This window comes from Corynebacterium sp. ACRPH (genome assembly GCF_022347285.1).
Lineage (GTDB): Bacteria > Actinomycetota > Actinomycetes > Mycobacteriales > Mycobacteriaceae > Corynebacterium.
This window is the reverse complement of sequence record NZ_JAKRND010000002.1, coordinates 38,874-59,906: the sequence shown is the minus strand read 5'-3', so window position 1 is coordinate 59,906 and position 21,033 is coordinate 38,874. Positions and strand designations below refer to the sequence as shown.

21 protein-coding genes and 1 pseudogene are annotated in these 21,033 nt (G+C 61.9%); 17 read left to right on the top strand and 5 right to left on the bottom strand.

Annotated elements, in window-relative coordinates; translation table 11 throughout:
• Window positions 1-6: 6 nt before the first annotated feature.
• Both MHX66_RS01280 and MHX66_RS01275 read left to right on the top strand, forming a co-directional pair.
• Window positions 7-3,978 (top strand): DNA-directed RNA polymerase subunit beta', encoded by a 3,972-nt coding sequence (locus MHX66_RS01280; RefSeq protein ID WP_239198745.1) that lies wholly within the window; start codon window positions 7-9, stop codon window positions 3,976-3,978.
• Between the two features lie 158 nt (window positions 3,979-4,136).
• Complete coding sequence (locus tag MHX66_RS01275; protein WP_239198742.1) at window positions 4,137-4,331, top strand: DUF4236 domain-containing protein; 195 nt, start codon at window positions 4,137-4,139, stop codon at window positions 4,329-4,331.
• 28 nt (window positions 4,332-4,359) lie between these two features.
• Here the strand turns inward: MHX66_RS01275 and MHX66_RS01270 are convergent, their stop codons facing one another.
• Entirely contained in the window at window positions 4,360-6,753 is a 2,394-nt protein-coding gene (locus MHX66_RS01270) for an ATP-dependent RNA helicase (RefSeq protein ID WP_239198739.1), read from the bottom strand.
• A 376-nt stretch (window positions 6,754-7,129) separates the two neighbouring features.
• Between MHX66_RS01270 and rpsL the strand changes: the two genes are divergently transcribed.
• The 4 genes from rpsL to tuf all read left to right on the top strand — a co-directional run bounded on the left by rpsL (window position 7,130) and on the right by tuf (window position 11,988).
• Window positions 7,130-7,501: a 30S ribosomal protein S12 gene (gene rpsL, locus MHX66_RS01265; RefSeq protein ID WP_034971062.1), complete on the top strand. Its 372-nt coding sequence runs from the start codon at window positions 7,130-7,132 to the stop codon at window positions 7,499-7,501.
• Between the two features lie 3 nt (window positions 7,502-7,504).
• Window positions 7,505-7,975: a 30S ribosomal protein S7 gene (gene rpsG / locus MHX66_RS01260; RefSeq protein WP_005291999.1), complete on the top strand. Its 471-nt coding sequence runs from the start codon at window positions 7,505-7,507 to the stop codon at window positions 7,973-7,975.
• A gap of 244 nt (window positions 7,976-8,219) precedes the next feature.
• Window positions 8,220-10,334, top strand: coding sequence for an elongation factor G (fusA, locus tag MHX66_RS01255; RefSeq protein ID WP_239198736.1), 2,115 nt, complete (start codon window positions 8,220-8,222; stop codon window positions 10,332-10,334).
• Window positions 10,335-10,797: 463 nt separating this feature from the next.
• Window positions 10,798-11,988 carry an elongation factor Tu gene (tuf, locus tag MHX66_RS01250; protein WP_239198733.1) on the top strand — a complete coding sequence of 397 codons (1,191 nt, stop codon included), beginning with the start codon at window positions 10,798-10,800 and terminating at the stop codon, window positions 11,986-11,988.
• 101 nt (window positions 11,989-12,089) lie between these two features.
• Here the strand turns inward: tuf and MHX66_RS01245 are convergent, their stop codons facing one another.
• The 4 genes and pseudogenes from MHX66_RS01245 to MHX66_RS01230 form a co-directional block, all read right to left on the bottom strand.
• Window positions 12,090-12,848, bottom strand: coding sequence for a GntR family transcriptional regulator (locus MHX66_RS01245; protein ID WP_239198730.1), 759 nt, complete (start codon window positions 12,846-12,848; stop codon window positions 12,090-12,092).
• Complete coding sequence (locus tag MHX66_RS01240) at window positions 12,849-13,196, bottom strand: hypothetical protein (protein ID WP_239198727.1); 348 nt, start codon at window positions 13,194-13,196, stop codon at window positions 12,849-12,851.
• Window positions 13,197-13,359: 163 nt separating this feature from the next.
• Window positions 13,360-13,701 (bottom strand): annotated as a pseudogene (locus MHX66_RS01235) (LPXTG cell wall anchor domain-containing protein); the annotation flags it as partial.
• 363 nt (window positions 13,702-14,064) lie between these two features.
• The gene (locus MHX66_RS01230) at window positions 14,065-14,676 is read right to left on the bottom strand and encodes a sortase (protein ID WP_239198724.1); all 612 of its coding nucleotides are present in this window, start codon (window positions 14,674-14,676) and stop codon (window positions 14,065-14,067) included.
• A 1,031-nt stretch (window positions 14,677-15,707) separates the two neighbouring features.
• Here MHX66_RS01230 and rpsJ point away from each other — a divergent pair.
• The 11 genes from rpsJ to rpsQ are packed head-to-tail and all read left to right on the top strand — an operon-like array spanning window position 15,708 to window position 20,897.
• On the top strand, window positions 15,708-16,013 hold the full coding sequence (gene rpsJ / locus MHX66_RS01225) for a 30S ribosomal protein S10 (protein ID WP_010120790.1): 306 nt from the start codon (window positions 15,708-15,710) through the stop codon (window positions 16,011-16,013).
• 46 nt (window positions 16,014-16,059) lie between these two features.
• Complete coding sequence (rplC, locus tag MHX66_RS01220) at window positions 16,060-16,716, top strand: 50S ribosomal protein L3 (protein WP_034986206.1); 657 nt, start codon at window positions 16,060-16,062, stop codon at window positions 16,714-16,716.
• Window positions 16,713-17,366: a 50S ribosomal protein L4 gene (gene rplD, locus MHX66_RS01215; protein ID WP_011274166.1), complete on the top strand. Its 654-nt coding sequence runs from the start codon at window positions 16,713-16,715 to the stop codon at window positions 17,364-17,366. The genes rplC and rplD overlap by 4 nt, the downstream gene beginning before the upstream one ends.
• On the top strand, window positions 17,363-17,668 hold the full coding sequence (gene rplW, locus MHX66_RS01210; RefSeq protein ID WP_011274165.1) for a 50S ribosomal protein L23: 306 nt from the start codon (window positions 17,363-17,365) through the stop codon (window positions 17,666-17,668). The genes rplD and rplW overlap by 4 nt, the downstream gene beginning before the upstream one ends.
• A gap of 38 nt (window positions 17,669-17,706) precedes the next feature.
• Window positions 17,707-18,549 carry a 50S ribosomal protein L2 gene (rplB, locus tag MHX66_RS01205; RefSeq protein WP_049048976.1) on the top strand — a complete coding sequence of 281 codons (843 nt, stop codon included), beginning with the start codon at window positions 17,707-17,709 and terminating at the stop codon, window positions 18,547-18,549.
• A gap of 16 nt (window positions 18,550-18,565) precedes the next feature.
• Complete coding sequence (gene rpsS / locus MHX66_RS01200) at window positions 18,566-18,844, top strand: 30S ribosomal protein S19 (protein ID WP_005291963.1); 279 nt, start codon at window positions 18,566-18,568, stop codon at window positions 18,842-18,844.
• A gap of 2 nt (window positions 18,845-18,846) precedes the next feature.
• Entirely contained in the window at window positions 18,847-19,209 is a 363-nt protein-coding gene (gene rplV / locus MHX66_RS01195; RefSeq protein ID WP_005291960.1) for a 50S ribosomal protein L22, read from the top strand.
• Window positions 19,209-19,952: a 30S ribosomal protein S3 gene (gene rpsC / locus MHX66_RS01190; RefSeq protein WP_005291959.1), complete on the top strand. Its 744-nt coding sequence runs from the start codon at window positions 19,209-19,211 to the stop codon at window positions 19,950-19,952. The genes rplV and rpsC overlap by 1 nt, the downstream gene beginning before the upstream one ends.
• A gap of 5 nt (window positions 19,953-19,957) precedes the next feature.
• Window positions 19,958-20,374: a 50S ribosomal protein L16 gene (gene rplP, locus MHX66_RS01185; RefSeq protein WP_035010650.1), complete on the top strand. Its 417-nt coding sequence runs from the start codon at window positions 19,958-19,960 to the stop codon at window positions 20,372-20,374.
• Entirely contained in the window at window positions 20,374-20,607 is a 234-nt protein-coding gene (gene rpmC / locus MHX66_RS01180; RefSeq protein WP_239198721.1) for a 50S ribosomal protein L29, read from the top strand. Before rplP ends, rpmC begins: the two co-directional genes overlap by 1 nt.
• Window positions 20,604-20,897 carry a 30S ribosomal protein S17 gene (gene rpsQ / locus MHX66_RS01175; RefSeq protein ID WP_011274162.1) on the top strand — a complete coding sequence of 98 codons (294 nt, stop codon included), beginning with the start codon at window positions 20,604-20,606 and terminating at the stop codon, window positions 20,895-20,897. The genes rpmC and rpsQ overlap by 4 nt, the downstream gene beginning before the upstream one ends.
• Window positions 20,898-21,033 lie beyond the last annotated feature (136 nt).

The following is a 21,033-nucleotide window of genomic DNA, read 5'->3' as shown; positions in this document are numbered from 1 at the left end:
GTCCACGTGCTGGACGTCAACTTTTTCGATGAGCTTCGCATCGGTCTAGCGACTGCGGACGACATCCGTCGCTGGTCCCGTGGCGAGGTCAAGAAGCCTGAAACCATTAACTACCGCACTCTGAAGCCGGAGAAGGACGGCCTGTTCTGCGAGCGCATTTTCGGCCCCACCCGCGACTGGGAGTGTGGCTGTGGCAAGTACAAGCGTGTGCGCTACAAGGGCATCATCTGTGAGCGCTGTGGCGTTGAGGTGACCAAGTCCAAGGTGCGTCGTGAGCGCATGGGCCACATCGAGCTGGCCGCTCCTGTCACCCACATTTGGTACTTCAAGGGCGTGCCTTCTCGCCTGGGCTACCTGCTGGACCTGGCTCCGAAGGATCTGGAAAAGATCATCTACTTCGCCGCCAACATCATCACCTCCGTGGACGAGGAGGGTCGCCACAACGACCAGTCCACCCTCGAGGCGGAGATGCTGCTGGAGAAGAAGGAGGTCGAGCAGGAGCGCGATGCGGAGCTGGCCGACCGTGCCAAGACTCTCGAGGACGACCTGGCCGAGCTCGAGGCAGCTGGTGCCAAGAACGATGCCAAGAAGAAGGTGCAGAACGCGGCCGACCGCGAGATGCGCCACATCCGCGAGCGCGCCGAGCGCGAGATCGACCGCCTGGACGAGATCTGGAACACCTTCGTCAAGCTGGCTCCGAAGCAGATGATTGTGGATGAGAACATCTACAACGAGCTGGTCGACCGCTACGAGGATTACTTCACCGGCGGCATGGGTGCAGAGGCCATCCAGACCCTGATCCGTAGCTTCGACCTCGAGGCCGAGGCCGAGTCCCTGCGCGAGGTCATCCGTGACGGCAAGGGTCAGAAGAAGTTGCGCGCTCTGAAGCGCCTGAAGGTTGTCGCCGCGTTCCTGCGTTCCGGCAACGACCCGGCGGGCATGGTTCTGGACTGCATCCCGGTTATCCCGCCGGAGCTGCGCCCGATGGTGCAGCTGGACGGTGGCCGCTTTGCGACCTCCGACCTGAACGACCTGTACCGTCGCGTAATCAACCGCAACAACCGCCTGAAGCGCATGCTGGACCTCGGCGCGCCCGAGATCATTGTGAACAACGAGAAGCGCATGCTGCAGGAATCCGTCGACGCGCTATTCGACAACGGTCGTCGCGGCCGTCCGGTTACCGGCCCGGGCAACCGTCCGCTGAAGTCCCTGTCTGACCTGCTGAAGGGTAAGCAAGGCCGCTTCCGCCAGAACCTGCTGGGTAAGCGTGTGGACTACTCCGGCCGTTCCGTGATTATCGTTGGTCCGCAGCTGAAGCTGCACCAGTGTGGTCTGCCGAAGCTGATGGCCCTGGAGCTGTTCAAGCCGTTCGTGATGAAGCGCCTGGTGGAGAAGTCCTACGCGCAGAACATCAAGTCCGCCAAGCGCATGGTGGAGCGCCAGCGCCCCGAGGTGTGGGACGTGCTGGAAGAGGCCATCGCCGAGCACCCGGTGATGTTGAACCGTGCACCTACCCTGCACCGCCTGGGTATTCAGGCCTTCGAGCCGATTCTGGTTGAGGGTAAGGCCATCCAGCTGCACCCGCTGGCCTGTGAGGCCTTCAACGCGGACTTCGACGGTGACCAGATGGCTGTTCACCTGCCGCTGTCCGCAGAGGCGCAGGCCGAGGCTCGCATCCTGATGCTGGCTTCCAACAACATTCTGTCCCCGGCATCCGGTAAGCCGCTGGCTATGCCGCGTCTGGACATGGTGACCGGCCTGTACTACCTGACCCTGCTGAAGAAGCCGGAGGAGTTCGGCGGCCAGGGTGCCTACGCACCGGCCACCGAGGAAGGCCCGGCGCAGGGCGTGTACTCCTCCCTGGCCGAGGCGATCATGGCTTACGACCGTGGCGTGCTGGGCCTGCAGGCTCCGATCCACGTGCGTATCAGCCACCTGCGCCCGACCGCGGAGATCGAGGCCGAGCTGTTCCCGGATGGTTGGCAGCGAGGCCAGACCTGGCTGGCGGAGACCACCCTGGGTCGCGTGCTGTTCAACGAGCTGCTGCCGTGGAACTACCCATACGTAGAGGGCGTCATGGCGAAGAAGCCACAGGCTGCCGTCATTAACGACCTCGCGGCGAAGTACCCGATGATCACCGTGGCGCAGACGGTGGACAAGCTGAAGGATGCCGGCTTCTACTGGGCAACCCGCTCCGGTGTGACCATCACCATGCACGACGTGCTGGTTCTGCCGAATAAGCAGGAAGTTCTGGATAACTACGAGGCCAAGGCCCGCGTTATCGAGAAGAAGATGGCACGCGGCAAGATCAACGAGGCCGAGCGCTACCAGTCCCTGGTTGACCTGTGGAAGGAAGCGACCGACTTCGTTGGTCAGTCCGTCGAGGACCTGTACCCGGACGACAACCCGATTCCGATGATTGTGAAGTCGGGTGCTGCCGGTAACATGCGTCAGATCTGGACCCTGGCCGGCATGAAGGGCATGGTTACGAACTCGCGCGGTGAGTACATCACCCGCCCGATTAAGACCTCCTTCCGCGAAGGCCTGTCCGTGCTCGAGTACTTCAACAACTCCCACGGTTCCCGTAAGGGCCTGGCCGATACGGCACTGCGTACCGCCGACTCGGGCTACCTGACCCGTCGTCTGGTGGACGTGGCGCAGGACGTCATCGTGCGCGAGGACGACTGTGGCACCAGGCAGGGCGCTGTTATGCCGGTGGCCGTTCCGGTTCTGGACGTCGAGGGCAAGCCGACCGGTAACTACACCCCGGCGGACTTCGTCGAAACGTCTGTTCTTGGTCGTTACCTGGCTAGTGACGCCACCGCCTCCGACGGCACCGTCATCGTTGCCGAGGGCAATGTCGTTGGCGAGGGCGAGCTGAAGGCTCTCCTCGAGGCCGGCGTGGAGGAAGTAAAGGTCCGCTCCGTGATGACCTGTGCTACCAACACCGGCGTGTGCTCCACCTGTTACGGCCGTTCCATGGCGACCGGCAAGAAGGTCGAGATCGGCGAGGCCGTTGGTATCGTCGCCGCCCAGTCCATTGGTGAGCCGGGTACCCAGCTGACCATGCGTACGTTCCACCTGGGTGGTGTCGGTGGCGACATTACCGGTGGTCTGCCGCGTGTTCAGGAGCTGTTCGAGGCTCGCGTGCCGAAGGCGAAGTCCCCGATCGCGTCGGTGGACGGCAAGGTGCGCATCGAAGACGACGACAACTTCTTCACCCTCACCATCGAGCCGGATGACGGTTCCGACGATGTGGTGTACGAGAAGCTGTCCAAGCGCCAGGGCCTGGCAACGCTGGGCACCGGTGGCGTGGAGCGCCCGATCCGCGACGGCGACCACGTGAAGATGGGCCAGCAGCTGCTGAAGGGCGCTGCCGACCCGCACGAGGTTCTGCGCGTGATGGGCCGCCGTGGCGTTCAGCAGCACCTGATCAACGAGGTCCAGAAGGTCTACCGCGATCAGGGTGTGGCCATCCACGACAAGCACATCGAGATCATCGTGCGCCAGATGCTGCGCCGCGTGACCGTCATCGACTCCGGTTCGACCGAGCTCCTGCCGGGCTCCCTGGTGGATCACGCAGACGCAGTGGCTGCTTCCAAGGAGGCCGTCAAGACCGGCGGCCGTCCGGTGGAGGTTCGCGCCGAGATCATGGGTATCACGAAGGCCTCCCTGGCTACCGAGTCCTGGCTGTCCGCCGCCTCGTTCCAGGAGACCACCCGCGTGCTCACGGACGCTGCCATCAACAAGCGTTCTGACAAGCTGATCGGTCTGAAGGAGAACGTGATCATCGGTAAGCTGATCCCGGCCGGTACGGGCATTTCCCGCTACCGCAACATCAGCGTGGAGCCGACGGAGGAGGCCCGCGCAGCGGCTTACTCCCTGCCGTCCTCCTTCGGCGATGGCTTCTACGCCGACGACACCTACGGCGAGTTCACCGGCGCTGCCGTGCCGCTGGACGACATTGATCTGATGTAGGTCGGATCTGCTGCATGGTTGCCCGCAACTGACGGGCGGCCAGCAGCTTTTAGCGGGCGCTTCCCCTTGTACTAGAGGTCTTGAGCTTAAAGACCTCGTACTGCGGGCGGCGCCCGCTTTTGCGTGCCTGCACTCGGCGGTGCTCTATGATGGCCTGCATGGGTATGATGTTTCGCAATTCCAAGAACTTCGGTCCGTTCCGCATTAACACCTCTTCCGGGGGCGTGGGCGGATCCACCCGTGTTGGGCCGATGCGCATTACGCAGCGCGCTGATGGCCGCCAGTCCGTCACGATCCGCACCCCGATCCGCGGCCTGAACTTCACCAAGACCTTCGGCAACAAGCGCCGCTAGGCGCGTGCGGGCCACGCGCCCGTGCGAATTAGCGACCTAGCGCCCGCTTTGTCTTCTTCGTCGCCGTCGCCGACCACGGATCCTCGGGCCACGGGTGCTTCGGATAGCGCCCGCGCATGTCCTTGCGCACGCCTTGGTAGGGGCCGTTCCAAAAGCTCTTCAGATCGTCTGTGACGGCCAGCTCGCGGCCCGCTGGCGATAGTAGGTGGAACAGAACTTTTTGCCCTTCGATGGTGGGGGATTCCGCCAAACCAAAGCATTCCTGCAGCTTAACACGCACAATCGGGCGCCCAGTTTCGTAGTGAACCGTTGGCGCCGATCCGCTGGGTACTTCCAGTCGTTCCGGCGCGAGTTCGTCCATTCGCCCCGCTTCGGGCCACGGCAGTTGGCGCATGATCGCCTGGTAAGCGTCGATGTCGGCGATCCTTTCGCCCGCCACGACCCGCTCGGCCTCGGGCGTGTAGTCGCCTGACGCAAGGTCCGGCCACGGTTCGCCGAGCTGCTCGCGGAGGTAGTCGACTCTTTCTTTTATTCTTGACGCCCCCTCCGTCATCCGTAGCCACCCGAGCCCCTCGGCAGCCAAGGCAGCAATCGCTTGGGTTTTCTCTTCTTCGCCTAGCTGGTTGACGGAGACTGGGGTGCTCGACAGCTCGATGGCTCCGAGGTGGCGAGTGCGCCGGGCGCGGAGCTTGCCCTCGGAGATGCGCGCGGTGACGTCCTCCCGCACCTGCGCTAGGTCCGGGTTGTCCAGCCGGGCGGCGGCGCGGATCAGAGGAGTGCGGCCCAGCTGGACCTCCGCCACCGCCAGCCATTCGGATCCGCCGAGCGGGCGGCGCAGCTCCGGCGCCAGGGTAGCGCGGGTGCCGGAGGCCAGCAGGTACTCGGCATCCTCGCCGCTACCGCCTCTATCCACTAGCTTCGCAACGCGGTCGGGGTATGCGGAGGCGACAACTTCGCCGGGAGCGGCCGGACCGTGGTCTTCCACCATCCGCGCGAAACGGCGCACCTCGGAAGTCTGTGGTTTCGCCTCGGCGAGGTCCCCCTGCAGGCCGGTCGACAGCGCAGCCACAACCTCGGCAGCGCCTGAGCCGTGGGCCAGCAGTGCCGCCCCCAGGCGTGGGTCGGCGGGAATGCGCGCGAGCTTCTGACCAGTCTCGGTAATCGCGCCGTTCCCGTCCAGCGCGCCCAAAGCGTGCAGCTCCTGGTTGGCGTCGGTGAGGGTTGCGGCCGGAGGGGCGTCCAGAAGAGAAATACCGGGCGAGCCCCAAGCAGCGAGGGTCAGGGCGGCGGCGACGAGATCCGACGAGAGGATCTCCGGGGTGATGTCCGGTGCGAAGTGGGAATAGTCGGCCGCGGAGTAGGCGCGATAGACCTGGCCGGGGCCGAGGCGACCGGCACGACCGGCACGCTGATCGGCGCTGGCCTTGGAAGTGGAGGTGGTGACCAGGCCCGTCATGCCGCGAGCTTGGTCGCGGCGGGGAGCGCGGGAAAGCCCTGCGTCGACAACCGCGTGCACGCCGGGGACGGTCAGGGAGGACTCAGCGATGGAGGTGGCGACGACGATGGGGGAGTTGCCTGTGAGCGCGGCATCCTGTTCGCGTGAATCCAGGCCGCCGTGGAGAGGGGCACTATCGGGTAGGTGAGAGCTCACCCAATCGATTTCCTTGCGGCCGGGAACGAATACCAGCGTGCGATGGCCGGGGTGGCCGGAGTCGCGGTGGTGGGCGTGGGCCTGCAGGGCCAGTTCTGCGACGTGGCGGTAGAACGCGGGCGATCCCTGGGCGCGTTCGGGGTGCGGGTGATAGGAGATGTCTAGCGGATGGGTGACCGCTGGGGTAGAGACGACCTTCGCACCCATGTAGTCGGCGAGCTTTTGAGTGTCGACGGTGGCGGACATTGCACAGAGGTAGAGCTCCCCGGCGGGGTCGCCTTCGCGCAGCAGTGCAACCTCCTGGCACATCGCGAGCACAAGGTCGGAATCCAGTTGGCGCTCGTGGACTTCGTCGATGAGAACCGCGCCCACGCCCTCCAGGGCGGGGTCGGCCAGGAGGCGGTTGAGGAGGACTCCTGGGGTGACGAATTCCACCAGGGTGCCGGGGTGGTGTTCTCCACGGATGCTGTAGCCGACGCGGTCGCCTACGCGGGAGCCGTCGAGGTAGGCGAGGCGCCGGGCTGCGGCGCGGACGGCCACGCGACGAGGTGCGGTGACTAGGACCTTCGGCGCTGCAGCTTCGTCGGCTTCGGGAGCCGTGCCTGCTTGGGACTGCAGGATGTTGGACAGTGCAGGCGGAACTAGGGTTGTCTTACCAGTTCCGGGGGGTGCTTCCACCACCAGTGGGCCGCGCTCCGGGATGCGCGGTAGAAGCTCGGCGGCGGGCAGGCCGTCGCCGATGATTGCTAAGTCGAACTGGTAGGAAGGCATCGGGATGATTGTAAGCACGGTGCCAGCCAGGGAGAGACTGAGGACGCTGTTCAACCGGAAATTTGGTAGCGCAGGCAAGGTGTATTAAACTTTTCGACCGTAGATTGTATTGTCTCCGCTGGTGCAGTGGCGGCCACAAGCTAACCGAGTTAGCTCGGGTCGATTGTGCAGCTGGGGTGCGATGCAGGGATCTCCACGTTATTGCGTGGGGTGATACGCCACGGAAGAGGCCCCGTAAGGAAGAGCCCCTTATTTTTCGTGTGTGCAGATCCTTTTTGAGATCCTCAAGCTACAGATGCTCAACACATAGGGCGGCCGCATCCAAAGCGGCGGCACTGTGCAACTGCACCAAAAAGAACCGAAAGAAAGTTCATCTATGCCAACTATTCAGCAGCTGGTCCGCAAGGGCCGTCACGACAAGAGCACGAAGGTTGCCACTGCTGCGCTGAAGGGCTCCCCGCAGCGTCGCGGTGTGTGCACCCGCGTGTACACCACTACCCCGAAGAAGCCGAACTCCGCACTGCGAAAGGTTGCCCGTGTTCGCCTGACCTCCGGTATCGAGGTTTCCGCCTACATCCCGGGTGAGGGTCACAACCTGCAGGAGCACTCCATGGTGCTCGTCCGCGGTGGTCGTGTGAAGGACCTCCCGGGTGTTCGCTACAAGATCGTGCGTGGTTCCCTCGATACCCAGGGTGTCAAGGACCGCAAGCAGGCACGTTCCCGCTACGGCGCTAAGAAGGAGAAGTAAACAATGCCACGTAAGGGTCCAGCACCTTCCCGACAGCTAGTCAAGGATCCAGTTTACGGCGACGTTCTCGTCTCCCAGCTGGTGAACAAGGTTCTCCTTGACGGTAAGAAGTCCACCGCAGAGCGCATCGTCTACGGCGCACTGGAGCAGTGCCGCGAGAAGACCGGCACCGATCCGATCCTCACCCTGAAGAAGGCTCTTGACAACGTCAAGCCGGCTCTTGAGGTTCGTTCCCGCCGTGTTGGTGGCGCTACCTACCAGGTTCCGGTTGAGGTTCGCCCCGGCCGTTCCACCACTCTGGCACTGCGTTGGCTGGTGACCTTCACCCGTCAGCGTCGTGAGAACACCATGACCGAGCGTCTCGCCAACGAGATCCTGGACGCATCCAACGGCCTGGGTGCATCCGTGAAGCGTCGCGAAGACACTCACAAGATGGCAGAGGCCAACCGCGCCTTCGCCCACTACCGCTGGTAGCAGCGGCTCCATAGCCTCACCGCCCAAACTTCATATCGGGGTAGTGGGGCTATAGTTTTTATTGACCGCGTGAGGGCGTCAATAAACCCTCGACGCGACGTGACAGCACAAAGCTGGCACAATAGAACGAGTACATAATCGCCTGCGGCTTGCGGGGCTTTTTAAAGCATTTGAAGAACAACAATGTGAACAACATGGAAGTTCCGGCCAAGTCGCTCAACAACGAAATGAGCGGGGTAACCCAGTGGCACTTGAAGCGTTGACCGACCTGAACAAGGTCCGCAACATCGGCATCATGGCGCACATCGATGCTGGTAAGACCACCACCACGGAGCGCATCCTTTTCTACACCGGCATCAACCGTAAGGTCGGTGAGACCCACGATGGCGCCTCCACGATGGACTGGATGGAGCAGGAGAAGGAGCGCGGAATTACCATTACGTCCGCCGCTACCACCTGTTTCTGGGAAGGCAACCAGATCAACATCATCGACACCCCGGGTCACGTGGACTTCACCGTTGAGGTGGAGCGTTCCCTGCGTGTTCTGGATGGTGCCGTTGCTGTGTTCGACGCCAAGGAAGGCGTGGAGCCGCAGTCCGAGCAGGTCTGGCGCCAGGCAACCAAGTACGACGTTCCGCGTATCTGCTTCGTCAACAAGATGGACAAGCTGGGTGCGGACTTCTACTACACTGTGCAGACCATTGTCGACCGACTGGGCGCTAAGCCGCTGGTGATGGCCCTGCCGATCGGCGCTGAGGACGACTTCGACGGCATCGTCGACCTGTTGAACATGCGTGCTCTGACCTGGCGCGGCAAGGTCGAGATCGGTACTGAGCCGACCTACGAGGAGATCCCGGAGGATCTGAAGGAAAAGGCTGAGGAGTACCGCGAGAAGCTCATCGAGACCGTTGCTGAGTCCGACGAAGAGCTGATGGAGCGCTACTTCGCCGGTGAGGAGATCACCGTCGACGAGCTGAAGGCACAGATCCGCAAGCTGACCATCAACTCTGAGGTCTACCCGGTTTACTGTGGCTCCGCCTACAAGAACAAGGGTATCCAGCCGATGCTGGACGCTGTGATCGACTTCCTGCCGAACCCGATGGACGTTGGCTCCATCGTCGGCCACGATCCGAAGGATCCGGAGACCGAGAAGCTGCGTAAGCCGTCCAAGGACGAGCCGTTCTCCGCTCTGGCCTTCAAGGTCGCCGTTCACCCGTTCTTCGGCAAGCTGACCTACGTTCGCGTGTACTCCGGTTCCGTGGAGTCCGGTGCACAGGTCACCAACTCCACCAAGGACAAGAAGGAGCGCATCGGCAAGCTGTTCCAGATGCACTCCAATAAGGAGCAGCCGGTGGATCGCGCATCCGCCGGCCACATCTACGCCTTCATCGGCCTGAAGGACACCACCACGGGCGACACCCTGTGCGACGCTCAGGACCCGGTCATCCTGGAGTCCATGGACTTCCCGGATCCGGTTATCGAGGTGGCCATCGAGCCGAAGACCAAGTCTGACCAGGAGAAGCTGGGTACCGCCATCCAGAAGCTGGCGGAAGAGGACCCGACCTTCACCGTTAAGCTGGACGAGGAGACCGGCCAGACCGTCATCGGCGGTATGGGCGAGCTGCACCTGGACGTTCTGGTTGACCGCATGCGCCGCGAGTTCAAGGTCGAGGCGAACATCGGTAACCCGCAGGTTGCTTACCGCGAGACCATCCGCAAGCCGGTCGAGAAGCTGGAGTACACCCACAAGAAGCAGACTGGTGGTTCCGGTCAGTTCGCGCGCGTCATCATCGCGCTCGAGCCTTACGAGCCGGAAGAGGGCTCCGACCAGACCTACGAGTTCGTCAACGAGGTCACCGGTGGCCGCGTGCCGAAGGAGTACATCCCGTCTGTAGACGCTGGTATCCAGGACGCTATGCAGTACGGCTACCTGGCCGGCTTCCCGCTGGTGAACATCAAGGCCACCCTGCTGGATGGTGCTTACCACGAGGTCGACTCCTCCGAAATGGCCTTCAAGCTGGCTGGTTCCCAGGCACTGAAGGAAGCTGTTGCCAAGGCAAAGCCGGTTCTGCTGGAGCCGCTGATGGCCGTTGAGGTCATCACCCCAGAGGAGTACATGGGCGACGTCATCGGCGACATCAACTCCCGCCGTGGCCAGGTTTCCTCCATGGACGACCGCGCTGGCGCCAAGATCGTCAAGGCCAAGGTGCCGCTGTCCGAGATGTTCGGCTACATCGGCGACCTGCGTTCCCGCACCGCCGGCCGTGCGAACTTCTCCATGATCTTCGACTCCTACGGCGAGGTTCCGACCAACGTCGCATCCGAGATCATCGCGGAGCGCACTGGCGGCAACGCTTAACCCTAAAGCAAGACCCCAAGCAAGGTTTCTTTAGCTTTGTGACGCCCCCTCGGGCGCCCACCACCCCGGGGCGCCTGTCGCGGAGCATCACGGGCCTAAGGGCCTTGCGGGGTAGGGGTCAGCACGGCGTAGCCCTGCGTCAATAAACAACCGAATAGAAAACTTGACTACCCCAATGTTCGTGGGCTTTTAGGTTTGCTCGTGGGGGCAAATTTTTCTAGACGGCAAAAGTGACGTAGGATGCGGTGTGCTGGCCGTTACCCAGTTCGCGTGTAGCGCGACTGGCCTCGAAGCACAAAGTCGAGGCGAAGATGTTCGTTACACGGATAATCTGATATTCGGCAAGAAGTAAGAAAAACTAGCCAGTGGGCGACCCGTAAACTGCGGGGAAGCAACTGGTTGGCAATAAAAGTTAATGTGGCTGCGAGAGTCGTAGCCACCGAGCAGTCCAGGAGGACACAAAGTGGCGAAGGCTAAGTTCGAGCGTTCCAAGCCGCACGTAAACATCGGCACCATTGGTCACGTCGACCACGGCAAGACCACCACCACTGCCGCGATCACCAAGGTTCTGGCTGACGCATTCCCCGAGGCCAACAAGTCCTTCGCTTTCGACGCCATCGATAAGGCGCCGGAGGAGAAGGAGCGTGGCATCACGATCAACATCTCCCACGTTGAGTACGAGACCGAGAAGCGCCACTACGCTCACGTTGACGCTCCGGGCCACGCTGACTACATCAAGAACATGATCACCGGTGCTGCTCAGATGGACGGCGCCATCCTGGTTGTTGCTGCAACCGATGGCCCGATGCCGCAGACCCGCGAGCACGTTCTGCTGGCTCGCCAGGTTGGCGTTCCGTACATCCTGGTCGCACTGAACAAGTGCGACATGGTTGACGATGAGGAGCTGCTGGAGCTCGTCGAGATGGAGGTCCGCGAGCTGCTGGCTGAGCAGGACTTCGACGAGGAAGCACCTGTTGTTCACATCTCCGCACTGAAGGCCTTGGAGGGCGACGAGAAGTGGGCTAAGCAGATCCTGGAGCTCATGCAGGCCTGCGACGACTCCATCCCGGACCCGGAGCGCGAGACCGACAAGCCTTTCCTGATGCCGGTTGAGGACATCTTCACCATTACCGGCCGCGGTACCGTTGTTACCGGCCGTGTTGAGCGTGGCATCCTGAACCTGAACGACGAGGTCGAGATCCTGGGCATCCGCGAGAAGTCCCAGAAGACCACCGTTACCTCCATCGAGATGTTCAACAAGCTGCTGGACACCGCAGAGGCTGGCGACAACGCCGCACTGCTGCTGCGTGGCCTGAAGCGCGAAGACGTTGAGCGTGGTCAGATCGTTGCTAAGCCGGGCGCTTACACCCCGCACACCGAGTTCGAGGGCTCCGTCTACGTTCTGTCCAAGGACGAGGGCGGCCGCCACACCCCGTTCTTCGACAATTACCGTCCGCAGTTCTACTTCCGCACCACCGACGTTACCGGTGTTGTGAAGCTGCCGGAGGGCACCGAGATGGTTATGCCGGGCGACAACGTTGACATGTCCGTCACCCTGATCCAGCCGGTTGCTATGGACGAGGGCCTGCGCTTCGCTATCCGTGAGGGTGGCCGCACCGTTGGCGCTGGTCGCGTTACCAAGATCAACAAGTAGTCTTTACTACTCGCTTGATCGCCGCTTGGCGCTCTAATCGCTAAACGGCTCTAGGCCCCGGGTTCCTGAAAGGAGCCCGGGGCCTTCTGCATGCCCTGGAACTAGCCCCAGGGGAAGCGGTTCAACGTAGTCCAGCTGAGCACGTTGTTCTTGCCAGACGTGGGCACGGCGATACTGAGGGCGTCCGCAATATAGCGATCCTCACTCATCTCCAACGGCGTGCCCTTCGCATCGCGCGACAGGCGCCGGTGCACCAGCACAGGGTCGCCGGCCTCGAGGGGCAGCCACCGCGCATCGACCTCCCCGGCCTTCGCGGCGGAAAACACGTTGTCGGCGGCGAAGAAGTGAATGTCGTGGCGGGCGGCTAGCTCGTTGGTCACAGACGGGCAGGTGGGATCCATCGGCTCGACCTTGGTGCCGACCCAGGCGGGGTAGCGGGTGCGCTCCAGCATGATGGGGGAGCCGTCGATGGTGCGCACGCGCAGAACCTTCAAGACTTTCTCGCCGGCGGGCACGCGCAGTAGCTCGGCATCCTTTTCAGTCTGATCCACCCATTCCTGGTGGATCACGTGACCGCCAGGGGTGCGCCCGCGCCCGTAGGCCCACTGGGCGAAACTGCGGAACTTGGAGATCTCGGGGAAGCGGGCGGGCATGCGCAGCACTACCTTCCGCGCCCCGCGCTTAGAGCTGAGTGTGCCTTCGTCCACCAGCTGATTGAGGGCCTGGCGCATGGTGCCGGGGGCGACGTCAAAGCGGTCGGCCAGGGTCCCTTCGCTAGGTATGGCCTCGCCGACCTGGAAGCGCCCGTTGCGGATGTCCTCGCGGAGTTGCTGGGCGATCTGCTCGTATCGGGTGGACATTTACCTGTCTCCCTCGCGGTATCCGCGCCGGAACTCTTGCGGCAGCTTATGGAGCAGCGTGTTGCGGAGGTTACCGGCGAAGCGCCCGGCGTTGCGGGCGAAGTTCTCCGCGACCCCCATGGCTTGCTCGGCAACGTCCATTGCCTGTTCGGCTTTGTCTTCGGGGATGAAGCTCGGCCGGTGCTCGCGGACTTGGCGGCGTAGACGTGCGCGCCGGTCCCAGGCCTCGTCGAGGGCGCGCAGGGCGTCGATCAGCTCGGCGTCCGTCCCTCCCGCGTCGGGGTGGTGTTTCCGCACCAGGGCGCGCCGTTGCCGCTGGTATTCGGGGTTGTTGCGGTAGTCGCTCATTGCTGTTCCTTCTTTAGGTGACGCCGCCTCGAGGCCATTGGCCTACTAATTCCACTAGAAGGTGATTGTAGTAGCGAAAAGCCCACCTCCTGCCTACGGCGTTGTCGCCGGGTTGGGGAGGTGGGCTTGAAGTGCTGAACTGCGTTGGTGCAGTGGGGCTGTTTTATGCGAACAGCTTGCGGCGCACAGCGAAGGCGCCAGCTGCGATCATTGCGATAACAGCCAGGCCAGCCAGGCCGCGTGCAGCGGTGTTGGAGCCGGTCTGTGCCAGCATGCCGCGGTCGCTAGCGGACTCGTCGGCTGCGCCCTGGTCAGCCAGCTGGCCGCCCTGAGCGATAACCTCGTCCTTGTTCTCGGCCAGCATCTTGTCGGAAGCTGCCCTGTCCTCCGGTGTCGGATCCTGGTGAATCCGGTTCTGATCCTGGATGTAAGTCTGCCCATCCTGTGAGAGATACCAAATGACGCCACCGATGATTAGCGTGGCGGGAAGTGCGACCAAGCCTAAGATAGTTCCGATTCTTCTGGAGTCGCTCACGACGGACAGTGAAGGCTGGGCAATCACAAACTGAGCCCCTTGATTGTGATCTCCTGACAATCCTGTGGTGGAAAACGGTACTGCTTCAGCCTGTGGGATTACAGCGCCACTATTGATGACGGAGGCTGCCAGGCTGATAGCTGCTACAGTACGAGTGAATTTTTTCATAGGAACCCTAAAGAACGTAGTTATAGGAGGGATGGCTCAGTGTTTGATCCTCTCTGAGGATACACTTTAAAGATTCTATTACAACAATCGCGCTATGGCTTAGATAGCTTTGGGAGTCCTAGATGACTTATCGGGAGAGGTCTTCAGGGGGGTGCGCCTATCTAATCATTCGTTGAGGTTAGGTCCAGTTGGAGAGGACGTCCCTCGATACTGCCAACCAACGACCGAGTTGCGTAAGGCTGGCGTAAATGGATTAGTTGGCTGAATACAGCTAATGGTCAGTAGGCGCCCCGGGGTAGCCCCCTCGCCCCACACGCTGGAGTCCTCCGAGAGCCCCTCCTTCACCGGATCGTGCAGATCGGTGGCTGCGTAAACCAGCCAGTTATCGCCGGAATCTGCCGTGCGCAGGTACAGCTTGTCGCCGACCTTCACTCGGTGGTGGTCGGCTGAGCCGTCATAGAGGTTGTCAAACACTGCGGGCACTCCCGCGCCGGTGTGCCCGGCGATCACCACAACGTCCGGGGAGTTCGTGCCCGGCAGGGAGTAAGGCTTATCGGCAGCGGTGTAAGTACAGGCCTTGTCTAGGGTTGCCGGGTCGATGGCGCCATCCTTCACCCTGCACGCCCCCTCCTCGAAGTCGGCATGCACGTCGATAGCCGGAATGAACATCTCCTCCGCCGCGGAAGGTGCGATCGGCGGCGACTGTTCGGCGATCACCTCGTTGCTCTCCAGCCCCTCTGGCGGTTTGACCGGCGCCTCCCGCTGCCACACTGCCACCACGGCCAGGATGACGAAAATGGCAACGCCGACCCGCGACAAAATGCGTCGGGTACGAGCATGCTGAATGCGGAAACCGCGTCTTGCCTCCTGAGTTGCGCGTTTCCCTTTCCGGGGAGTCGGATCTTCCTTGCGGTGTAGTGGCCGGCCCTCTGCTCGTGCGGTGGCCTCTACCCGTCGGCGCTGTGCCACCTCATACCGAGCGCTGCCCCTGGGTGGCAAGAATGCTGAGTTGGGGCGTGCACTGTTAGGAGAACCGTAGCGGGAGTCGCTCATAGCTGTCTCTCCTTATTACTGACGCCGCCTCGAGGCCATGCATGTGAAGTCTGAACTTACGTGGCGATTCTAGTGCTCAAAAGGTTACGGAAGTAAAGGTAACCGGTGCGTAGGGGCGTCAAAAAAGAAAAGAAAGAAGTGATTTGGTTTCGGCACGCCCGGTGTGGTTGAATACTTGACGTTGCTTTAACACGGCACATGAGGCCAGTAGCGCAGCAGCGAGGCTGGGCCAAGAAGGTGTCGATGGTGAAGTGAGCATGATCCATCGTCGGTGAAGAACCTCGCGAAAGTGATCCACAAGGAACACAGCGGGGCTGCTTTGCTGTGCGGTACTTAAAAAGTGGAAGGGCGACACGCCCGACCGCGGGTGCCGGAGGATGGGGCATGGTAAATGAACAGCGGCAGTAAGCGAAGGGATTCCCTTCCGACAAGGCGCGGAACACGTTTCCAAGCTTGTACTCCATATATTTCGTATATAAGGCCTCGGTAAAACGAATCCGGCCATGGAGCAAGCAAGGGGCGGGAACCGGGTGTTGTTACATCACTTGATTAACCAAGTGCGTATGGCGTGTGTTCATTAAAACCAAATGACCCGCTATCCGTCGATGGCACAAGCAAGTAAATGTAAGACACAAGCGACACTGGCGACTGGACCAGGCCCCAAGGCCGGACAGCGTTAAGACTAAGACAGATAAGAAGCGTGACTACCAGCTGTTTTAAATAGCAGGGAAGCGCTTTGAAGGAAGAGGACAAGCGTGGCGGGACAGAAGATCCGCATTAGGCTCAAGGCCTACGATCACGAGGCTATCGACGCTTCTGCCAAGAAGATCGTCGAGACGGTTACCCGTACCGGCGCTCGTGTTGTCGGCCCAGTGCCACTGCCAACTGAAAAGAACGTGTACTGCGTCATCCGCTCTCCGCACAAGTACAAGGACTCGCGCGAGCACTTTGAGATGCGTACGCACAAGCGTCTGATCGACATTCTCGACCCAACCCCGAAGACCGTTGACGCCCTCATGCGCATCGATCTTCCGGCCAGCGTCGACGTCAACATTCAGTAAGCGGCAAACGAGTCTGAACTACTGAAACGGCAGCGGAAGAGAAACTATGAGTGATATTGAGATCAAGGGCATCCTGGGCAAGAAGCTCGGCATGACCCAGATCTTCGACGAGGAAAACCGTGTTGTACCGGTCACCGTCGTCGAGGCTGGGCCCTGTGTCGTAACCCAGGTGCGTTCCAAGGAAACCGACGGCTACGAGGCCGTACAGATCGCCTTCGGCGAGATCGACCCGCGCAAGGTAAACAAGCCTGCCGCAGGTCACTTCAAGAAGGCTGGCGTGACTCCGCGCCGCCACGTTGCTGAGATCCGCGTTGCAGACGCATCCAGCTACGAGGTTGGCCAGGACGTCACCGTAGACATCTTCAACGATGTCAAGTTCGTCGACGTGACGGGCACCACCAAGGGCAAGGGCTACGCCGGCGGCATGAAGCGCCACGGCTTCGCCGGCCAGGGTGCTGCTCACGGTAACCAGGCCGCTCACCGCCGCGTGGGCTCCATTGGACAGGCAGCCACCCCCGGCCGCGTGTTCAAGGGCAAGCGCATGGCAGGCCGCATGGGTAACAACCGTGTTACCCAGCAGAACCTGAAGCTGGCCAAGGTCGACGCAGAGTCCAACCTGCTCCTGATCAAGGGCGCAGTTCCGGGTGTCAACGGCGGTCTCGTCGTTGTCAAGACCGCAGTGAAGGGCGGTGCACACGCATGAGCAATCTAAAGCTTGATGTCCACACCGCTGACGGTAAGACCAACGGCACGGTCGAGCTGCCCGCATCCATCTTCGATGCAGAGGCCAGCGTCGCACTGATGCACCAGGTCGTTACCGCTCAGCTCGCAGCAAAGCGTCAGGGTACCCACGCTACGAAGACTCGTGGCATGGTGTCCGGCGGTGGCCGTAAGCCGTTCCGCCAGAAGGGCACCGGCCGCGCACGTCAGGGCTCCATCCGCGCTCCCCACTTCACCGGTGGTGGCACGGTCCACGGCCCGCAGCCGCGTGACTACTCCCAGCGCACTCCGAAGAAGATGAAGGCCGCTGCTCTGCGCGGCGCCCTGACCGATCGCGTGCGTCACGACCGCATCCACGTGGTCGAGGAGCTGGTCCCGGGCCAGACCCCGTCCACCAAGGCTGCACGCGCTTTCATCGAGCGTCTGACGGACCGCAAGTCCGTGCTGGTCGTCCTGACCCGCGAAGACGTCACCGCATGGAAGTCCGTGAACAACCTGCCGCAGGTGCACACCCTGGTCAACGACCAGCTGAACACCTACGACGTTCTGAACGCGGACGACGTTGTGTTCTCCGTGGAGGCACTGAACGCTTTCATCAACGCCGCTGATAAGACCAAGGAGGAGGCAAAGTGAGCACTGTAGCTGATCCTCGCGATATCATCATCGCCCCGGTCGTATCTGAGAAGTCCTACGGCCTGATGGAGCAGAACGTCTACACGTTCCTGGTTCACCCCAGCTCTAACAAGACCCAAATCAAGATTGCCGTCGAGCAGATCTTTGGTGTGAAGGTCGCCAGCGTTAACACCGTTAACCGTGAGGGCAAGCGTAAGCGCACCCGCACCGGCTACGGCCAGCGCAAGGCAACCAAGCGCGCCATGGTGACCCTGGTCGCCGGCAGCGATCCGATCGACATCTTCGGTGGAGCGACCGCCTAAGGCGGCCGGACACCGAAAGGTAAAGAGGAAGCAAAAGTATGGCTATTCGTAAGTACAAGCCGACTACGCCGGGTCGCCGCCAGAGTTCTGTCTCCGAGTTCGCGGAAATTACCCGTTCGACTCCCGAGAAGTCTCTGCTGCGCCCGCTGTCGAAGACCGGTGGCCGTAACGTTCACGGCCACATCACGACCCGTCACAAGGGTGGCGGCCACAAGCGTCGCTACCGCGTTATCGACTTCCGTCGTAACGACAAGGACGGCGTGATCGCCAAGGTCGCTCACATCGAGTACGACCCGAATCGCACCGCTAACATTGCGCTGCTGCACTACCGCGATGGCGAGAAGCGTTACATCATCGCCCCCCGCGGTCTGAAGCAGGGTGCGCTGCTGGAGTCCGGCCCGAACGCCGACATCAAGGTTGGCAACAACCTGCCGCTGCGTAACATCCCGACCGGTACCACCATCCACGCTGTGGAGCTGAAGCCGGGCGGCGGCGCCAAGATGGCTCGTTCCGCTGGTGCCTCCATCCAGCTGCTGGGTAAGGAAGGCAAGTACGCAGTTCTGCGTATGCCGTCTTCCGAGATCCGTCGCGTAGACATTCGCTGCCGCGCCACCATCGGCGAGGTCGGCAACCAGGAGCAGATCAACATCCGCTGGGGCAAGGCTGGCCGTATGCGCTGGAAGGGCGTACGCCCGACCGTCCGCGGTGTTGTTATGAACCCGGTTGACCACCCGCACGGTGGTGGTGAGGGTAAGACCTCCGGTGGTCGTCACCCTGTGTCTCCTTGGGGTCAGCCTGAGGGACGCACCCGCAAGCCGAACCGTCCCAGCGACCGGATGATCGTTCGCCGTCGTCGCTCCAACAAGAACAAGAAGCGCTAAGAGGAGGTAGTAGAGAATGCCACGCAGCCTGAAGAAGGGCCCATTCGTCGACGAACACCTCCTTGCGAAGGTGGACGCTCAGAACGAAAAGGGCAACAAGAACGTCATCAAGACGTGGTCCCGTCGCTCGACCATTCTCCCCGATTTCATCGGCCACACTTTCGCCGTCCACGACGGTCGCAAGCACGTGCCGGTGTTCATCGATGATTCCATGGTCGGTCACAAGCTAGGTGAGTTCGCTCCTACGAAGACCTTCAAGGGTCACGTCAAGGACGACAAGAAGGGTCGTCGATAATCATGTCTGACACCGTAACCACCGCACGCGCTACCGCGCGTTTCGTCCGCGTCACTCCGATGAAGGCACGCCGCGTGATCGACACGATCCGTGGCAAGTCCGTCGAGGACGCACTGGCGATCCTGAAGTACGCTCCGCAGGCCGCTTCCGAGCCGGTCGCGAAGGTCGTTGCTTCGGCCGCCGCCAACGCCGAGAACAACTTCGGCTTGGACCCGCAGACGCTGGTCGTCTCTGAGGCTTACGCCGACGAGGGCCCGACCATGCGCCGTTTCCGCCCCCGCGCCCAGGGTCGTGCATTCCACGTCCGCAAGCGCACCAGCCACATCACTGTGGTCGTCGAGAGCCAGAAGGGAAGTGCTCAGTAGTGGGCCAGAAAATCCACCCCCACGGCCTCCGGCTGGGTATCACTTCCGAGTGGCGCTCCCGCTGGTACGCCGACAAGCAGTACGCTGACTACCTCGCCGAGGACATCAAGATCCGCGACTTCCTGTCCGAGGGTCTTGACCGCGCCGGCATCGCCAACGTTGTCATCGAGCGCACCCACGACCGGGTTCGCGTTGACATCCACACTGCCCGCCCGGGCATCGTGATTGGCCGCCGCGGCTCCGAGGCTGACCGCATCCGCGGCCAGCTGGAGAAGCTCACCGGTAAGCAGGTTCAGCTGAACATCCTCGAAGTCAAGAACATCGATGCCAACGCACAGCTGGTGGCACAGTCCATCGCTGAGCAGCTGACCAACCGCGTTGCCTTCCGTCGCGCTATGCGCAAGGCGATCCAGGGCGCTATGCGCCAGCCGCAGGTCAAGGGCATCAAGGTTGTTTGCTCCGGTCGCCTGGGCGGCGCGGAGATGGGTCGCACCGAGCGCTACCACGAGGGTCGCGTTCCGCTGCACACCCTCCGTGCTGAGATCGACTACGGCACCTACGAGGCTCACACCACCTTCGGACGCATCGGCGTCAAGGTGTGGATCTACAAGGGTGACGTCGTCGGCGGCCGTCGCGAGAGCCTGATGAATGCACGCGACGAGCGCCCGTCTCGCGGTCGTCGTGAGCGTCCACGTCGCGGTGGCGCACGTCGCCAGCGCGCTGAGCAGAAGCAGGAGGGCTAAGACACATGCTTATCCCGAAGCGCGTTAAGTACCGTCGCCAGCACCGCCCGACCCGTCGTGGCGTGTCCAAGGGCGGTAACCGCGTAACGTTCGGCGACTACGGCCTGCAGGCCCTGGAGCCGACCTACATCACCAACCGTCAGATCGAGTCCGCTCGTATCGCCATTAACCGCCACATGAAGCGTGGTGGCAAGGTGTGGATCAACATCTTCCCGGACCGTCCGCTGACCCAGAAGCCGCTCGGCGTGCGTATGGGTTCCGGTAAGGGCCCCGTGGAGAAGTGGGTTGCCAACGTTAAGCCGGGGCGCATCCTTTTCGAGGCCTCTTACCCGAACGAAGAGGTCGCCCTGGAGGCACTGCGCCGTGCTGGTAACAAGCTGCCCTGCAAGGTTCGCATCGTGAAGAAGGAGGATCAGTTCTAATGGCTACCGGAACTCCGGCACATGAGCTCCGCGAGCTCAACAACGAAGAGCTGACCACCCGCCTGCGTGAGGCGAAGGAAGAACTGTTCAACCTTCGCTTCCAGGCTGCGACCGGCCAGCTGACCAACAACCGTCGTCTGGGTGTTGTCAAGCGCGACATCGCCCGCATCTACACCGTCCTGCGCGAGCGCGAGCTCGGGCTGTCTATCAACCCGGGTGGTGACGCAGCATGAGTGAGGCAACCGTGAATGACAACGCAGCTGTGAAGAACGAGAAGGGCGCCCGCAAGGTTCGCTCCGGATACGTTGTTTCCACCAAGATGAACAAGACCATTGTGGTCGAGCTTGAGGACCGCAAGCAGCACGCACTGTACGGCAAGATCATGCGCCGTAACTCTCGCGTAAAGGTCCACGATGAGAACGAGACCGCCGGCGTTGGCGACCGCGTTCGCATCGAGGAGACCCGCCCGCTGTCCAAGGACAAGCACTTCCGCCTGACCGAGGTTATCGAGAAGGCTCGCTAGTCCTTATAGCTCTGAAAGTTCAGATTGCTATGGCAGCTATGGCTGCTTAGTCAGCCATAGCGCTAGACCCCCTCCCGCACTTTGCTGTGGTAGGGGGTCTATTTCGTTTCTTGCTAACGTCCTCGCAGGGGACAAA